We start from the raw sequence: 16,018 nt of genomic DNA on the forward strand, positions 1-16,018 counted from the left end.
CATAAGTAAATTATAAAGAATCAAAAAAGCACTGAAAACGATTGGTTTTCAGTGCTTTTTTTTATTTGTCTTGTTCTGGATATAGTTTGACTATCTTGGTTTTATTGATATCAAAAATATTTGATTGTAGACCCAATATCCATCAGTTTAGAATATTACAAGGACTGCTTTTTAGAGTTTTCTTAATCAGTTGATAAAATAGCATAACCGTAATGATCAGACCATCCTGATTTTAGTGGCAATAATTGCCGTGTATGTGCCTCTCGAATCATTCCAACTTTCTCTAAAACACTTAATGAACCAATATTTTCAATTGCACAACCTGCTTCAATTCTATGAAGTTTTAAATTTTGGAAACCAAAATCAATAATTTTTCTCAGACTCTCTGTTGCAAAACCTTTGTTCCAAAATTTGAAATCAAACTTAAACCAAACTTCTGCATTTTTGTATTTCTCTTTTCCTAAGTTAATTGCAATTAATCCTATAAATTCTTTTTCGTCACTTAACTCAATCACAAATGTGTAGCTTTTTCTATTTTCTAAATTATTATCAGAAATCCATTTCTCTACAATAATTCTTGTTTCAGTTATGTTATTTGGAATTCCTAAAGTATTAAACTTATCTGTTTCCGCCAAACTATGTAATTTATGAATATTACTTATATCTTCTTCCGAAACTGGTCTTAAATTCAACCTTTCCGTTTTTAAATTTATGTTGTTCATTTGTGATTTAAATATTCGTTTTTACCTGACGATCCTTATTTTTCAATTATTTTCCTTGGAAGGTTAAACTTTTGATCTTTCAATATTGCAATAATTGCATTTGAAATTTCAAAAACTTTTCCATTGTAATTATTGTCTAATAAAATTATTGTAAATTTTTCCTCAATATCTGAAACTAAAATTGCTTCATAATTTCCAGCTCTTCCGTCGTGTAAATGGGAAATTAAATTTCCATTTTTATATTTTGCTTGTCCTAAGGCCGATTGGGTATCTGGTAAATCAAACTGCTGACCTATTCTGTAAAGTGATTTTTTATTAATTACTTTATTGCTGTGAAGATATTCTGCCCACTTTAGTAAATCGTTAGTTGTCAGATAAGTTCCACCTGTTATTGGTAAATCAGTTTTATCCGGAACTAAATTATTATTAAAACCCTTCGCTATATTCTCTTCGCCTTTTAAAGGGGTCAATTTAGCCGTATACATTTTACAAGGTTTGAAGATAAATTTTTCTGCATAGGTTTTAAAAGATATTCCCGTTAATCGTTCCACAATAAACTGTCTTAAAAAAATATTATTATTGTTATAATCGTAATTCGTACCAGGTTTAAAATCTAAGGTGTCAATACCCATTAAACCATCAAAAAGATCTTTGTTATTTTTAATAGTTTTCCACTTTACATTAGGCATTCCGCTTGTGTATTGCAATAAATTTTCAATGGTAACTTCATTTGCCCATTTTGGTAATTCAGGAATAAATTTAGAAACCTTATCCTCCAGTTTCAATTTACCTTGTTCTTGCAATTGCATCAAAGCAACCGCGCTGAATTCTTTTGTAATAGAGCCAATATTAAATTTGTAGTCAGGAGTTAATTTGCTCGTTTTTGTTGCATCCGTAAATCCAAAGGAAGCGTTGTATATTATTCTATTATTTTTTGAAACAATGACATTTCCGTTAAAAACTCCAATTTGGCTTGACCATTTCATTAAAGAGTCAATTTGCTTGATCTGATTCGTTTGAGCAAATATATTATTTGTCAGAAGTAATAGAAAAGTGAAAACCGGGAATAGTTGTTTTTTATAGTGCATCATTTAATTACTTTCTTTATTGAATTTTTCTTCAAATCTTGTAGAAAATGGTTTGTAGCATATTAGAGCAATTCCTTTAATACTTTTTTACCATTTTCATTATCCGGATTTAATTCGACAGATTTTTGGTACATCTTAATGGCATCTTCTTTTTTACCGCATCGCAGTAATGCCTCGCCATAACTATCATATATATTTGAACTCTTTGGAAAAAGCAATGCCGCTGAAGCGAATGTTTGTAAAGAATTTTCGTTTTTTTGAAGTCTAAGAAATTGATACCCTAAGCTGTTAAAATCTCTTTCTGATGCGTTATAACTCTTTGGATTTTTCAAATATTCTTCAATCAAATGGTTTGCTTTTTCTTTACTTCGGTTTTCAAGCAAACTACCATACACTCTTGAAAGATTTTGCACGGGGATTACATAAGGCTTATTATTTATTAATTGCAAAATTGCATTTGATACAGTAAACATAGGAGCTGCATTATTAGAAAGAAGTATCACAATTTGGTTTTTATCAATATTATGCATCAAAATGGAGGTAAGCCCAGTAATAGAGCCATCGTGAAAAACTATTTTTCCGTTACTTTCATCAGTATACATTTCCCAACCCAAACCATAGGCTATCTCTTTTTCTTCAAAACGATAAGAGGCAATTTTTCCATCATTGAGCTTTGCTGGTGTTAAGGCTTCTTCTAATTCTTTCTTATCCAAAAGCTGATATTTAAATAATGCATTTTGGTATTTCTGTAAATCTAAAGCCGTACTTACAATACCTCCATTTCCATAAAAATTGCTTTTCTCAGATATTAAAAAGGGATCTTTCAAATTTCCAACATTAACTAAAGTAGTGGAATACAAGTTCGGATAAGAATATAATTCTACCTGATTCGCTTTCTTTTTCCTTCTATTCTCCGGAAGAAATGAATCCACCATCTTTGCTGGTTTGAAAATATTCTTTTCCAAATACTCGCTGAAAGTTATTCCAGATATTTTTTCCACTATTAAGGCCGCAAGACAGAAATTAAGATTGTTATATTCCCATTTATCTCCGGGCGAAAATGACAGAGGTGTTTTATTCTGAATTAATGTCGATATAATATCCCCATTAGAAATGATTTTTTCCGGCTGTTCTTTTATTATATTATCAAATAGATGATAGTATTCCGCCAATCCAGAAGTATTGCTGAGCAGATGCCTAATGGTAACATTTGGATACGGAAAATCCTGAAGGTATTTTTGAACCGGATCATCCAATTTTAATATCCCTTTTTGTTTAAGCTGAAGTATTGCTATCGCAGTGAACGTTTTTGATACGGATGCAATTGGAAATTGAGATTTTTCATTGATTTTTTCTCTCTTTTCGATATTGGAAAACCCATAAAAATTAGAAAAAATATCTACTCCCGATTTCGAAACTAAAACACTGCCATTAAAGAGATTATTTTTATTAAGTGTTGTAAATAAATCATTTATTTCTTGTCCTGAAACAGTGCCCGCCAAGATAGACGCTATAAAGATTAAAAAAAATTGTTTGTTCATTTGATTGATTGATTGACTTTTTATAGGACGCAGAATTAATAATATTGTTACTACAATTCTTGTTTTATTTTTACACTAAGTAAGTAATTCAATTGATGTTATACAAGTTTTACGTATAGATAGTTTTTCCAAATAAAATGATTCGGTTGGGCTGCAACAAAACGTAATATAATACTACCTAAGTCAAAGATTTTCCTTCTTCTTTCTATTCTCATTTTGAATACTAATTCACAATTCATGGGCCTTATAACTTCTAATGCGCTATAATAATTTTTAATTATATTTGACGTGGATATTGGTCTATTTATTACAGAAAAAGAAGCCAAATCATTAAACCCCAAGTTTTAAAATGAAAAACCTACTCAATCTTTTATTTCTATTTACGGTAATAAATATCTTTGGGCAAACCCCAACCCCAGCAACGCCTGTCGAAACTAGTAATGCTACTACTACAGTTCCAGCTATTAGTGATGTATTAACGAATAAAGCCATAAATCCGGTTAAAAAAATTCCGTTAGATGAAGCTTTAATCCTGATTTACGATTATGATGGCACCCTTTTTACATTTGATTTAGAATCGGAAACAATTGCCTGGTCTGTTAAAGCGACAGATGCTTATACTGAAATGTGTGCCAATAAAGTAACACTAATTGATGGCGTTCTGTACGTTCCGTTTATTAACGGTGAAATATTTGCCATTGATAACCAAACGGGTGCTGTTTTTTGGAAATCGAGGATCGGTAACAGTACAGATCAAACTGTACTAAAAGATCAGCTTCCTATTATAAATGATGGAAAACTTTTTATTACGAGTCAAAATGGTAACATTTATGCTCTTGACATAAAAGATGGAAGTTTACTGTGGAAGTATAAATTAGATTCTCCAAATAATGATATTCCGGTTCTGTTTTTTGACAACAAAGTTTTTACCCAAAGCGGAAATTTTTTATATAGTTTCGAAGCCAATACAGGAAAACTTATTTACCAAAAAGACTTTGGTGAAACTACGCATGGAAAACCTGTAACAGATGGTGAAAATATATTTATCGCCAATGAAAAAAATGTGCTTTTTGCCTTAAGTCCGAATACGCCCGATATTTTATGGCAATTTAAATTGGATGAAAACCAACATAATGTTAAGGAACGCATTCTTTGTAAAGACAAAAAAATATACCTTGCCGCACAAGGCCCGGAAGCTTCTTCAATATACGCTGTTGATTCAAAAACTGGAACCCAGTTATGGAAAACTGATTTTAAAGAAGACACTATCGAGTACATCATTGAGGAAAGTGACAATATTTGGGGATATACCCGTAAAGCAAAACTTTTTCAGTTAGACATAACGAATGGTGAAATAGCAGCCGAAACAAAATTAACAACCCAGCCTATTTCAAATTTTGAATTCCCGATTGATGAGTCCTTATTTTATTATTCAGATGCTGCTTTAATTCAATTTGACTTAAAAACAAAAGACGAAAACGAAGTCTATCTGCGAACTTCTATTAAGGATAACGCTTATAGCGCCTATCTAAAAATAATTCGACCATAAAAAAGAAGCTGTCTCAATCATAAGGCAGCTTTTTTCAATTATAAATATTCGTCTATTTTTATACTTCTGTTTTCATTATTGGCCTTTTCAATGGCTTTTAAAATAGTTTTAATTTGAATTTTATCCATCCTGTATTTATCAAAAAATACATATTCGATAGCCTTTGTGTTTTTAATATCTTCTAACGGATTTTTTGCCAAAAGCACTAAATCGGAATGGTATCTTATCTTTATTTTTCCGGTTTTCTTTTTCATCCAATTACCTGGTGCTACAGTGGCTGCATAGATTGCCTGTGTATTTGTCATTCCGGATTTAGATAAAGATTCTAATTCAGCATGAAGTGAAAATCCAGGAACAACAGTCGCTACGTTCGCATCTGTTCCGGCCATAATGGTAACTTGATTATCCACTAATGCTTTTGTCATCATATGAATGGCTTCGGCATAAATCTTCCAAAAAGTTAAAGATAATTTTCTTGCTTCAGGGTTATTTTCTCCATCATATTCATAACCGTTTTTACCGGGAAGCCAACCTAATTCATAAAGCGGAGTTCCTTCAATTATTTTTGGGTTGACATATTTTAATTCTATTGCTGCCAATTTAGATTTTAAGTCAAATCGCTGATCCGCAAAACTTTCGCACAGCCAAACTGTTGAAGTAACACTGATGTTATTCGCTTTCATTTTTTTTGCAATATCGACAGAGCGCAGTTTTAAAAACTGGAGATATTCTTTTGGATTTTTAGCTATCGATTTTCCAAAATCATCAATCGTTTTTATGGTTATTTCCTCAATATGTGCCACCTCAACTTGTCCCGAGTTGTAAAAAGTTTCTAAATTGACCAACGGTATATGGCCAATAACCGGAATATGATATTTTTTCGCAGTTTGAATTGTCGTTTTAAACATTTCGGGGTTTACAAAGCCATACATTTTAATAGCATCATAGCCCTGTTCGCTCATTGCTTTTATTGCTTTTTCAGCATCATCTTTATTCGAATAATTAATTGAATGCATTGTCCAGCTGTAATAGTAACCCGCCAGTCCGCTCTCACTAAATATTGGCGGAGATGTGATAAACATTCGTGGTCCAATACCCTTTTTTTGTACTGATTTTCTCCAATCTAAAATCAAAGGACTTCCGGCCATTTCTCTAACGTAGGTAACGCCATTTACTAAATATAAAAGCAAATCATTTTTACTTTCTTTTAGATGAACATGACTGTCGACGAGACCCGGAATGAGGAATTTGTTTGTTCCGTCAATAATTTCACTGCTGCTTTCCTGAAGCTGACTTTTGCCAATTTGAATAATCACGCCATCTTTAAGCGTTACATCTTGATTTTTTATAAAACTGCTACAGTCTTCTGAAAGGATGTTAACATTTTTTATGTGAATTGTTTTGGAGGGTTTAATCATTGACGAAACATCTACAACCTTCGTAGATTTCCCCAAGACACTATTTAATTCATTATCTGCCCAAATAAAGACGCCGATAACAATAAGCAACACTAACACAAAAGCATAGAGCAATCTCTTAAACCACAGTTTTTTCATGAATTTTTTAATTTAGATTTTAAAACAAAAATAAAATCAAAAAGTTCCTTAGACATTACTATAATTAGGATTAGGTATAAAATGTGTGGTTTTAGGTATGAAAAGTAGTCAATAAAAACAGACTTTATAATTTCTATAAACAAGAGGATCATTTTAAGTCAAAAATAAATTCATAATTCCCTTAATTACTACAAAGCAAATAGCTAGAATTAAAAAACGCTTAAAAAAAGTGAGCAATTCTTTTGTGTCTTTTATTACACAAAATCATTTTAATATTTCCTTATTTTACTGAAGAATTATTTCTGAGTCATTAAACCGTCGGAATAAGAATTTAAAAAACATTACAAAAATGGATAAGAAGAAACATTGGGAAAACATCTACCAAACAAAAGAACTGACAGAAGTTAGCTGGTATCAGCCCGTTCCACAAACTTCTTTAGACTTATTAAAACAATACAATATAGCTCCGAATTCAAATATTATTGATGTTGGCGGAGGTGATAGTTTTCTTGTTGATCATTTATTAAAATTGGGTTTTTCTAATATCTCTGTTTTAGATATTTCAGAAGAAGCCATTACAAGAGCAAAGAAACGTTTAGGAGATAATGCTTCAAAAGTAAATTGGATAGTAAGCGATATTACCGACTTTAAACCTCTTACCAAATATGATTTTTGGCACGATAGAGCTGCATTTCATTTTCTAACGGAAGAAAAAGACATCGAAAAATATCTGCAAGTTATAAAAGAAGGGTTAAGTCAAAACGGAATATTAGCAATAGGCACTTTTTCTGAGACAGGGCCTACAAAATGTAGTGGTATTGAAATTAAACAGTATTCTGAAAATTCTTTAAAAGAGCAATTTAAAAGTGATTTTGAAATGATAAACTCATTTAACGTTGATCATAAAACACCTTTTGAGACCATTCAAAATTTTACGTTTGGAATTTTTAAAAGACATTAAACTAGTGATTCTAAAAATCATGAATATGATTTTTAATTAAAATATAAAATTGTAAGACTCCAGAATTAAATGATTTTGGAGGCTTTTTCTTTTTAGAAAGCCAATCAGTAATTATTTAACAAAAAACAAAAAATTAATTAGCAAAAAACTACAACTCTCAAAACATTCTGTAACATATAAATAAAAAAGCTACCTATACAGAAGAATATAAATTCACACACCGTTTTTCTCAATAAGATTTCAATTCCTAAAAGTAACTTACTAAAATCTAAAAGATGAATTTATCAGAATGGCTTGTTTTTATTTTAATCATGCTCCTTGTTCATGGTTTATCTACCTGGAAACTTTATTTAAAAGCGGGAAGAAAACCGGTAGAATCATTTATACCTATTTATAATTTATTGATCCTGATGAAAATTATAAATCGCCCTCGTTGGTGGGTTATTTTACTTTTTATTCCCATAATTAATCTGATAATGATTCCTGTAATTTGGGTAGAAACGATCAGAAGCTTTGGAAAAAACTCCCGATTTGATACTATACTGGTTTTGCTGACATTAGGATTTTATATTACTTATTTAAATTACAGTACTGAAAAACTAATCTACATTGAAAATCGTGATCTGACCTCTCCTACAAAAGCAAGTGACACTATAAGCTCGCTGTTATTTGCTGTTATTGTCGCCACTTTAGTTCATACCTATATAATACAGCCCTTTACGATTCCGTCTTCATCCTTAGAGAAAACCTTATTAACCGGAGATTTTTTATTTGTAAGCAAAATTAACTTTGGAGCAAGAACTCCTATGACTACAGTTGCTTTGCCTATGGTTCATGATTCTATTCCTTTATTAGGAACAAAATCATATTTATTTAACGATGATGTTACAAAAAAAGAAACATCACTATTAAACAAGTTGCAACTGCCCTATTTTAGATTTCCTTATATAGAAAAAATTGAACGTAACGAAATTGTCGTATTTAATCAACCCGCAGACACGCTGCGCAATATGGATAATTTTCATCCGGACAGAAACTATTACAAGCCAATTGATAAAAAAACAAATCTGGTAAAGAGATGTGTCGGTATACCGGGAGATTCTCTTGAAATTAAGGATGGGGACATCTACATTAACGGAAAAATAAGCAAGTTACCAGAGAGCGCAAAACCTCAGTTTAACTTTTTTGTAGACACCAAAGGACAGGCAATAAATCAGGAAATCCTTGTGAATTTTTATAATGCCAAAGAAGGCATGAAATATCCAAACGGCGATTTTGCCTTAACAAACAATGGAGAATATTTTTTGACCTTGACCGACAAAGAAGCAGCTGCCATAGGTAGGAATCCAGTAGTAAAAAGTGTTAAAAAATATTTATCTCCCAAAGGAAAAGATGAAGGTGCGTTTCCACATATTTCATCTTTAGGATGGAATATAGATAACTTTGGCCCAATATATATTCCTAAAAAAGGGGTAACTATTAAATTAAATCTCAAGACACTTCCTTTTTATAAACGAATTATACAAGAATATGAAAAGAACGATTTACAAGTTAAAGGCCAACAGATTGTAATTAATGGAAAAGTAAGTACAAGCTATACATTCAAACAAGATTATTATTGGATGATGGGAGACAATCGTCAAAACTCTCTAGACGCACGTTTTTGGGGATATGTTCCTTTTGATCACGTAATAGGCAAACCGGTATTTATATGGTTTAGTTGGGACAAGGATGCAAAGGGGATTAAAAAAGTAAGATGGAATCGTATTTTCTCTGTCGTAAACGGCAATAGCGAACCTAAGTCTTATTTGATTCATTTTATTGTATTAGTAGTTTGCTATATTGTGGGTAAAAGAATAATAGCGAAAAAGGCAAAAGAATAATCGCTATCAATACTAAAAAAAACTCCTTAAAAAATTAAGGAGTTTTTTTATGTCTTTTCAGGTGGTATTAAAGTCATTGAATCCTATTGTTATTTCTCTCCATAAATGACCAAAGCACTAGAATCAATGACAATATTCCCGTCAGGAAACCTTTCATTAACTAAGGCATACACTTCGGTTTTTATTTTGTCTTTCATGTCATCACTGGCATTTGCGAGGGCTGCAACTATAGGAGCCGCAACTTCAGTTTGCATACCCCAATAAGCATCGACTGTTTTGCAGTTCAGCTTTCCTGCTACTTCTACCTGAGAAATATTTTTTAATCCCGCTTGCAAAAACAAATCTGAAATAAATCCGTCTTTGGCACAACGAAACATTCCCGGCGAACCTGGCGGAGGGGCCGGAAGCTCCATATTTCTGTTGATTGTTCCCATAGTAGCAGTGACCCAAAAATTCTTTTCGGGTACATTCCAGACAGCCGTGGCAATTTTCCCTCCGGGTTTAAGAACACGAACCATCTCTTTAGCCGCCAGTAGCATGTCCGGAAAAAACATAAATCCAAAACGACAACTTATGGCATCAAACGTATTATCAGGAAAAGTAAGTTCACACACATCGCAGGTAACTGTTTCAATATTTTTAATCCCTCTTAAGGTTGCATTTTCCTGAGCTATTGCCAGCATATCATCGGCAAGATCAGTCATAATTACCTTGCCTTTAGACAATTTTTCAGCAATGGTCAATGCGGGCTCTCCTGTACCCGACGCCACATCGAGGATAAGATCGTTACCCTGCAGGTTTAATAATCGAATTATTTCATCTCCCATTGGTTTTAAAAAATCCATTACGAGTTCATCCCATTTTTTCCAGCCTCCGGAAAATTTGTTCCAAGATTGCTTTTGCTGTTCACGAATTTGTTCAAGGTGCTCTTCCATTTTCTTAATTTTTTGAAGTTTAAAAATGATTCTTTTCTTCCAAAAGCGAGAATGGCGTACAACTAATTAATAGCAACAATAAAACAGATCTAATAAAGGAAACGTAAGGGATGGAAGAAGATATTTTTCAACAAACAAAGATACAAAATATTAAAATTTACATCACTGATTGTCAATGCATTAATTTCAATTTTATTTTAATAATTTCTAAAAAAATTGATTTCTAAATAACTTTTTCAAACAACAAAAAACTCCATTATTTCTAACAGAGTTTTTAAATAATTAATTCGTTTGAAAAATAAGATTACAAATTCGCTTTATTTGCTTGTGTATCTTTCAAAACAGTATCATAAATCTCATTCAACAGGTTCTGTCTCATTTTCGAATTTCTTTGATCCAGCAATATTATAATACCCCAATTTTTAACCCTGTTATAACATATGATAGAAGATTGTCCCATAGAATCTCCAGATTTTTGATAAATGGTATTTTTATCATCTGTCATTATATTTACTCCTAATCCCAATTCTCTATTATCTGCCTTGTAGAAGATTTTTTCTGTAATAATAGCTGCTTTACCTGTTTCTGTTTCTTTATTCAAAAGCGCTTTTAAATACGTAATCATATCCATTGCAGTAGATTTCACTAACCCTCCCGGAGCTGTAATATTCCAGGTTAAGAATTCCTGAGCACCACCTTCTGAATTATGACCTGTTGTTCTGTTTTTTACATTAAAGTTCTTAGTCAATGTGTTTGTCATCTTTAAAGGCTTCGTAATCTTATTTCTAATAATTTCCTCATAACTTTTGCCATACACTGTTTCTAATATTTGTCCTAACAAAGTATATCCAATTGTAGAATAACGATATTTACCATAGTCTTTCAATTCACTGCAATTATTAACCAGATCGGTCAATGTTTTTTGAGTTACACTACTTATAGGCTGTTGTGGATTTAGTTCTATTAATTTTCCAAAATCGATATCTGGTAAACCTGATTGATGCGATGCCAGGTCTGAAATTTTTATTTTGTTTTTAAGGTTTTCCCGTAACACATAATCTTTTGGAAGAAAATTATCTATATAATCATCTGCTTTTATTTTGTTCTCGAGAACTGCCTGCGCCATTACATTTGACGTCAAAATTTTTGTGATAGATGCAATTTCGAATAAGGAATTTTTATCAATTTTAATTTGACTGTCTTTACTTAAATTACCATAAGCTGTAAAGTACTCTTTATCATTTTGGACAAAACCGACACTAATCCCTACACCAGGATTTTTTTGATAACTATCCTTTATTATGGAATCAATCTTTCTGGTAAAGTCTTGTCCAAAAGAAAATGTAGTTGTTACTAATAGGGCTGCTAAAAATTTTAATGGAGTTTTCATTGTATAGAGGTTTAGGTTAATGATTTATTTCGATACAAAGATGTGTGGGAAATTATTGCTACGCGACCGAATAAAAATACTCGAACGCATTTGCTTAGACAAATAAGTTCGAATAGTTTAAAACAAAAGTACGAGTAATTACAAAATATTGTTTTACAGACTTTTGCGATAAGCAGTTGGCGTATAACCTGTGTGTTTTTTGAAAGCAGTGTTGAAAGAAGATTTTGAATTAAAACCTACTTCGTATAAAATTTCTAAAATAGTCAGCTTACTTTTTGTACTATCTTTTAAAATATCCATCGCACTTTCTATACGATAAGCATTAACAAAATCGTAAAAATGCTGTTCTAAAGTATGATTAATTAAAAGAGACAAGTCTCGCACAGGAATTTCAATAGCGGCAGAAATATCCTGAATGGTTAAAGAAGAACTAAGAAATGGTTTTTCTTTCATCATATATTGTCGCAATTTCAACAACTCTTCATTATGATGCTCTTTTTCATTAGTGAATTGCGCACTATTTTTTTCTTCGGAAATTATATCTTGTACAAGTTTTAATTTTGAATCAATAGTTCTAAAAAGACCTGGATTATTTAGCGCTTTATACAAATACCAAAAAATAATGATCAGTTCAAATAAGACCAATCCAATCTTTAATCCTGCTGAAATGTTAGGATATTCGCTAAATTTAAAGATGTTTTTTACTAGTGCAATAAAATAAAAAGCGGAAAGCGCCACTGTAAACTGAAACAACCAATTAAGGGATTCAATGCTTGCTCCTGCATAATTTTCAAGATATATTTTTCTCGCTTTTCTCAAGATCATAAAAGCGGCAACAATGTAAAATAACATTTGAATGTGCATTAAAATATGATTGAACTGTACTTCTGGCCTACTGCCTATTTTTGAAAGAAAACTGATTTTAGAATCCGTGTCGACTGCGTAAAAGCGGGGTATCAATATTAAATTGGCAATTAAAAAAGTAACACCATGAATTAAATGCTTTGGTTTTAACTTAAAATCAGAGTAGCAGACAGATAATACATATAAATAAAAAGTAGGGAGCTGCAGGAAAAAAAAGGAACTTATAAAAATTCTCCCATTTAATGAAATCGATAATAAATCGCCAAGATTAGCGCTAATATCAATTGCAGTCAAAACCAGAAAAAAAGCAAAAAGACGATTACTTAACTTATGTGCTGTTTTGACGGTCAGTAAAAACAAGGATAAAAATAATGCGATGAAAATTATTATTATAGAAATTGTAACCAATAAATTAATCTTATCCATTGAGCATTTTATTTTTTCAGTGTTGTTTTCAGGAAAGTCTTCCGGCGAATATAGGAAATATTTTTACTACAAATAAGTAACAATTTCAATTGCTAAACCCTCTCTACTTTATCAGTTTTAATAATGCTTCAAGTGTCGAGTTCTTTTGATTCACAATTATCAATTGACTTTTATCTTCTAAGAATATTTTCTCCGCAAACTCTTTGTTGGCATTAAAGTGCCAATTTTTTAATGCCGCAAATTTACTTTTTACCAATTTTAGTTTTTCAGCATTGTTTTTTGAAATGATGATCACTTTTGTCAAAGGTGCCTTCTGCATTTTTCCAATACTGCTTTCTGTGATTTGGTCTTCATATTCTGTTCTGGAACGATAACGAAACATTTGATTTATTGTGGTAAAATCTTTTTCATTTTCAGAGATCACATATCGGTAAGTCATTATATTATCTAGTTCATTTATCCAATTCGGAAAATTCGTTTCATAAATCCTGATGTAATTATCAATAAAGTTTTTATCAATTGATTTCTTCTGATCAATATACTCCTTAACTAACGGATAAATTTGCTTTGCGATCAGATTAATATATTTTTTGTTATACCAATCCTGTGTATCAATTTTCCCATCTAATTGCTCATAAACATAGCCATTTCCAAGTGCTGTGGCCAAGGCTTCATTCATAATTTGATAGGCGTAATTACTATACTTTGATTTGCTTTCCTTGAAATAGGTATCAATTTCTGTTTTCACTTCAAGTGATTCCTCATCATAAATGATATGAAAGGTTTCATGCAGCATAACACTAAACAAAACTTTATACAATTTTAAATCGGTTTGGATGGCACTTATAAAATTATTGCAAAACGCTTGTGCTGTAAATCCTTTAGAATTAGGCAACGGGTAAAAAGCGATATTGAAAGGAATTGAATTATCCCAACTTGAATTATAAAACAATAACCCTGTTTCAAAATAGTTTCCTATTTGGTGCTCGTTAGAATATTTTATGATTTCTTCAAGTTGTTTTTCAAATTTTTCTTTGTTCTGATTATAGATTAGTTCGTTGTAAATAGGTGTAAACTCAGATATACATTGCGCTAAATCACTTAAAATTTTGTTCGGAATAATTCCATTCGAACGAAGTTTAAATTCGTTTATATTTTCTGTTTCAATCAGATTTTTTTTCAAAAGATCCTCTGTTTGAACACCTTTTTTTGATCCGTATGGAAACTCTTCAAAACGATAACTGTAGTCAATAGTTAATTTATCAAATTTTGAAATTATATTTTTATAGTAATCCGTATTGTATTTTGATTTTTGAAATTCAGTTTTGAAAACATTTTCAGGATAATTTTCAGAAAGATTTTGCAAAAAAATAAAAACAGCCAATGGTTCAGAATATTTAATTTTGAAGGTTGTTTTTTGTGCAAATGTCAAGGTTGTACAAAGCATTAAACAAACAAGTAATCTTCTACTCATAATTTCATTTGATATTAATTTTCAAGTAATACATTCTTCTAAAATTTAAGTTCATCAGCTTCGAAAATTAATAACGGAAACATACCTAAACAAAAATTCCTATGTTTTTCATTTCAGAATTAATCTCCTCCACATCCCCCACATGAGCTTCCGCAAGAACTACTACATGAGCTTCCGCAAGAACTTCCACAACTTGATCCACTGCCAGAATCTGCATTTCTGTTTAAATATCCCGTTAAAGGAAGAAAAGAACTCACTAATAACACTTCTCCATACAGAAAATAATTCCAGTGCCAGTCTTTTGCAGTATATGAATTCATTTTTTCATTTGTAAAAACTAATGGCATTGTGGTACTAAAAAGATAAGTCACTATTTTTCTAAAATAAATCCTAGTTATTATTAAAAGTGCAAAAAGAGTAAACACTAAAAATGTTACAGGTTTATCTCGTGAAATTCCAGAAATAATTCTGCTAAAACCAATACTTAAAAGGAGGCCAAAAATTAGCAGAACAATTTTTATAATCTGCATAAATTGCCTTGAGTCTACAATGGTTTTTCTAATTCGGCCAACTGCTTTTTCAAGCTGTTCATATATCGGATTTCGTGCTACTATTCTAAATAATTGAGGATACGGCATCGGTTCGTATTCTTTCATGATTTCAATAACACAATTTTCGTACTTATCATCCGTCAAACTATCATCAATCAGTTCTAATCTATTATTGGTTAAAACTACAATCTTTTTATTTCTGATTAAATTATTTACCACACCATGAATAACAAATTCCAGCTTGTTATTCTGGAGAAAAACCAATTCAAAAGGAGTCAGATTTCGTAAAATGAAGTTTGATTGTATACGTTCATAAAAGGATGCGAAGGCTGTTTTTGCAAAACGCATTAACAAAGCGATTACCGCTGCAAAGAATAAAATATATATAATTAGAAAATCAGGATTTCCAATTTGTATGAGAATGGGTTTGATTATATAATAAATTGGAAAAATAAAAATTGCAAACAATCCTAAAAACACTCTTTTTAGTGTCTCTATTTCAATCTTGCTTTTATTTAAATTCAAAGAATCGAGTTCATTGCTGTACTCCCAAAATTCTTTAGGCTGTTTGCCAAAGTGCTGCTCATACAATTCTTTGGTTCTTTCTTTCGCTTTATGAAATTTTTCGGCATCTGATGGGTTGTGCGTCGACGGAATATGTTCTATTCTTTTGGACAAAAGTGTGCAGAAATCAGCGTAAGATGAAGTAAAAATTAAATGCTGATGCCAGACTATATCAACATTTTCTGAAGGTGAAACCATTTCATTTGAAATAGCGGCGAGGTACATGAATTTTTTATATTCAACAATAGCCATTTCCGCATAATAAATTGTCCATTTATTTTCAAAAGCTAATCTTGTTCGAAACCCATACTGATCATTAGGATTGTTTAACTCAAAGTTTAAAATTTCATTCCAAAGTATTGTGTTCATCAAAGCAATTTATTTTTCTTTTTCAGTGGATTCAATGGTTTACATAAAGATGTTTGCAACTTAAATTTATCGCTAATATAGAACTAATTTTATTACAAGAATAAATAAGTTTTCGAAGTGAATTTTAAAATTATTTTACAGAAAA

The 16,018-nt window shown here is 31.2% G+C and carries 12 protein-coding genes; 3 read left to right on the top strand and 9 right to left on the bottom strand.

Features of this window, described 5'->3' with window-relative positions; all coding sequences use genetic code 11:
- Positions 1–182: 182 nt before the first annotated feature.
- Genes Q7C23_RS17815 through Q7C23_RS17825 form a run of 3 tightly spaced genes read right to left on the bottom strand, consistent with a single transcriptional unit; the run spans position 183 to position 3,351 of the window.
- A complete protein-coding gene (locus tag Q7C23_RS17815; RefSeq protein ID WP_375033765.1) occupies positions 183–722 on the bottom strand; it encodes a GNAT family N-acetyltransferase in 540 nt (179 codons plus the stop codon).
- A gap of 35 nt (positions 723–757) precedes the next feature.
- Positions 758–1,813, bottom strand: coding sequence for a serine hydrolase domain-containing protein (locus Q7C23_RS17820; protein WP_375033766.1), 1,056 nt, complete (start codon positions 1,811–1,813; stop codon positions 758–760).
- 59 nt (positions 1,814–1,872) lie between these two features.
- A complete protein-coding gene (locus tag Q7C23_RS17825; RefSeq protein ID WP_375033767.1) occupies positions 1,873–3,351 on the bottom strand; it encodes a serine hydrolase in 1,479 nt (492 codons plus the stop codon).
- A 349-nt stretch (positions 3,352–3,700) separates the two neighbouring features.
- On the opposite strand from Q7C23_RS17825, the gene Q7C23_RS17830 reads away from it, so the two are divergent.
- A complete protein-coding gene (locus Q7C23_RS17830; protein ID WP_375033768.1) occupies positions 3,701–4,900 on the top strand; it encodes a PQQ-binding-like beta-propeller repeat protein in 1,200 nt (399 codons plus the stop codon).
- Positions 4,901–4,938: 38 nt separating this feature from the next.
- Here Q7C23_RS17830 and Q7C23_RS17835 read toward each other — a convergent pair whose 3' ends face one another.
- Positions 4,939–6,456, bottom strand: a complete 1,518-nt coding sequence (locus Q7C23_RS17835; RefSeq protein WP_375033769.1) for an amidohydrolase family protein — start codon at positions 6,454–6,456, stop codon at positions 4,939–4,941.
- Positions 6,457–6,805: 349 nt separating this feature from the next.
- On the opposite strand from Q7C23_RS17835, the gene Q7C23_RS17840 reads away from it, so the two are divergent.
- Both Q7C23_RS17840 and lepB read left to right on the top strand, forming a co-directional pair.
- Positions 6,806–7,417 (top strand): class I SAM-dependent methyltransferase, encoded by a 612-nt coding sequence (locus tag Q7C23_RS17840; RefSeq protein ID WP_375033770.1) that lies wholly within the window; start codon positions 6,806–6,808, stop codon positions 7,415–7,417.
- 275 nt (positions 7,418–7,692) lie between these two features.
- Positions 7,693–9,300 (top strand): signal peptidase I, encoded by a 1,608-nt coding sequence (gene lepB, locus Q7C23_RS17845; RefSeq protein ID WP_375033771.1) that lies wholly within the window; start codon positions 7,693–7,695, stop codon positions 9,298–9,300.
- 89 nt (positions 9,301–9,389) lie between these two features.
- On the opposite strand, the gene Q7C23_RS17850 is transcribed toward lepB, so the two are convergent.
- The 5 genes from Q7C23_RS17850 to Q7C23_RS17870 form a co-directional block, all read right to left on the bottom strand.
- Positions 9,390–10,235, bottom strand: a complete 846-nt coding sequence (locus Q7C23_RS17850; protein WP_375033772.1) for a class I SAM-dependent methyltransferase — start codon at positions 10,233–10,235, stop codon at positions 9,390–9,392.
- Between the two features lie 304 nt (positions 10,236–10,539).
- Entirely contained in the window at positions 10,540–11,625 is a 1,086-nt protein-coding gene (locus Q7C23_RS17855) for a serine hydrolase domain-containing protein (RefSeq protein WP_375033773.1), read from the bottom strand.
- Positions 11,626–11,778: 153 nt separating this feature from the next.
- Positions 11,779–12,477, bottom strand: a complete 699-nt coding sequence (locus Q7C23_RS17860) for a helix-turn-helix domain-containing protein (RefSeq protein ID WP_375033774.1) — start codon at positions 12,475–12,477, stop codon at positions 11,779–11,781.
- Positions 12,478–13,018: 541 nt separating this feature from the next.
- On the bottom strand, positions 13,019–14,389 hold the full coding sequence (locus Q7C23_RS17865; RefSeq protein ID WP_375033775.1) for a hypothetical protein: 1,371 nt from the start codon (positions 14,387–14,389) through the stop codon (positions 13,019–13,021).
- Between the two features lie 119 nt (positions 14,390–14,508).
- A complete protein-coding gene (locus tag Q7C23_RS17870) occupies positions 14,509–15,873 on the bottom strand; it encodes a hypothetical protein (protein ID WP_375033776.1) in 1,365 nt (454 codons plus the stop codon).
- Positions 15,874–16,018: the final 145 nt, after the last annotated feature.

Source organism: Flavobacterium sp. LAR06 (assembly GCF_041946075.1).
Taxonomy (GTDB): domain Bacteria; phylum Bacteroidota; class Bacteroidia; order Flavobacteriales; family Flavobacteriaceae; genus Flavobacterium.

Excerpts from the sequence above, each read along its gene's own strand:
- Q7C23_RS17825 (WP_375033767.1), bottom strand. The coding sequence starts at position 3,351 with ATGAACAAACAATTTTTTTTAATCTTTATAGCGTCTATCTTGGCGGGC.
- Q7C23_RS17860 (WP_375033774.1), bottom strand. The coding sequence starts at position 12,477 with ATGTTATTTTACATTGTTGCCGCTTTTATGATCTTGAGAAAAGCGAGA.
- Q7C23_RS17840 (WP_375033770.1), top strand. The coding sequence starts at position 6,806 with ATGGATAAGAAGAAACATTGGGAAAACATCTACCAAACAAAAGAACTG.
- lepB (WP_375033771.1), top strand. The coding sequence starts at position 7,693 with ATGAATTTATCAGAATGGCTTGTTTTTATTTTAATCATGCTCCTTGTT.
- Q7C23_RS17870 (WP_375033776.1), bottom strand. The coding sequence starts at position 15,873 with ATGAACACAATACTTTGGAATGAAATTTTAAACTTTGAGTTAAACAAT.
- Q7C23_RS17820 (WP_375033766.1), bottom strand. The coding sequence starts at position 1,813 with ATGATGCACTATAAAAAACAACTATTCCCGGTTTTCACTTTTCTATTA.
- Q7C23_RS17835 (WP_375033769.1), bottom strand. The coding sequence starts at position 6,456 with ATGAAAAAACTGTGGTTTAAGAGATTGCTCTATGCTTTTGTGTTAGTG.
- Q7C23_RS17830 (WP_375033768.1), top strand. The coding sequence starts at position 3,701 with ATGAAAAACCTACTCAATCTTTTATTTCTATTTACGGTAATAAATATC.
- Q7C23_RS17865 (WP_375033775.1), bottom strand. The coding sequence starts at position 14,389 with ATGAGTAGAAGATTACTTGTTTGTTTAATGCTTTGTACAACCTTGACA.
- Q7C23_RS17815 (WP_375033765.1), bottom strand. The coding sequence starts at position 722 with ATGAACAACATAAATTTAAAAACGGAAAGGTTGAATTTAAGACCAGTT.
- Q7C23_RS17850 (WP_375033772.1), bottom strand. The coding sequence starts at position 10,235 with ATGGAAGAGCACCTTGAACAAATTCGTGAACAGCAAAAGCAATCTTGG.
- Q7C23_RS17855 (WP_375033773.1), bottom strand. The coding sequence starts at position 11,625 with ATGAAAACTCCATTAAAATTTTTAGCAGCCCTATTAGTAACAACTACA.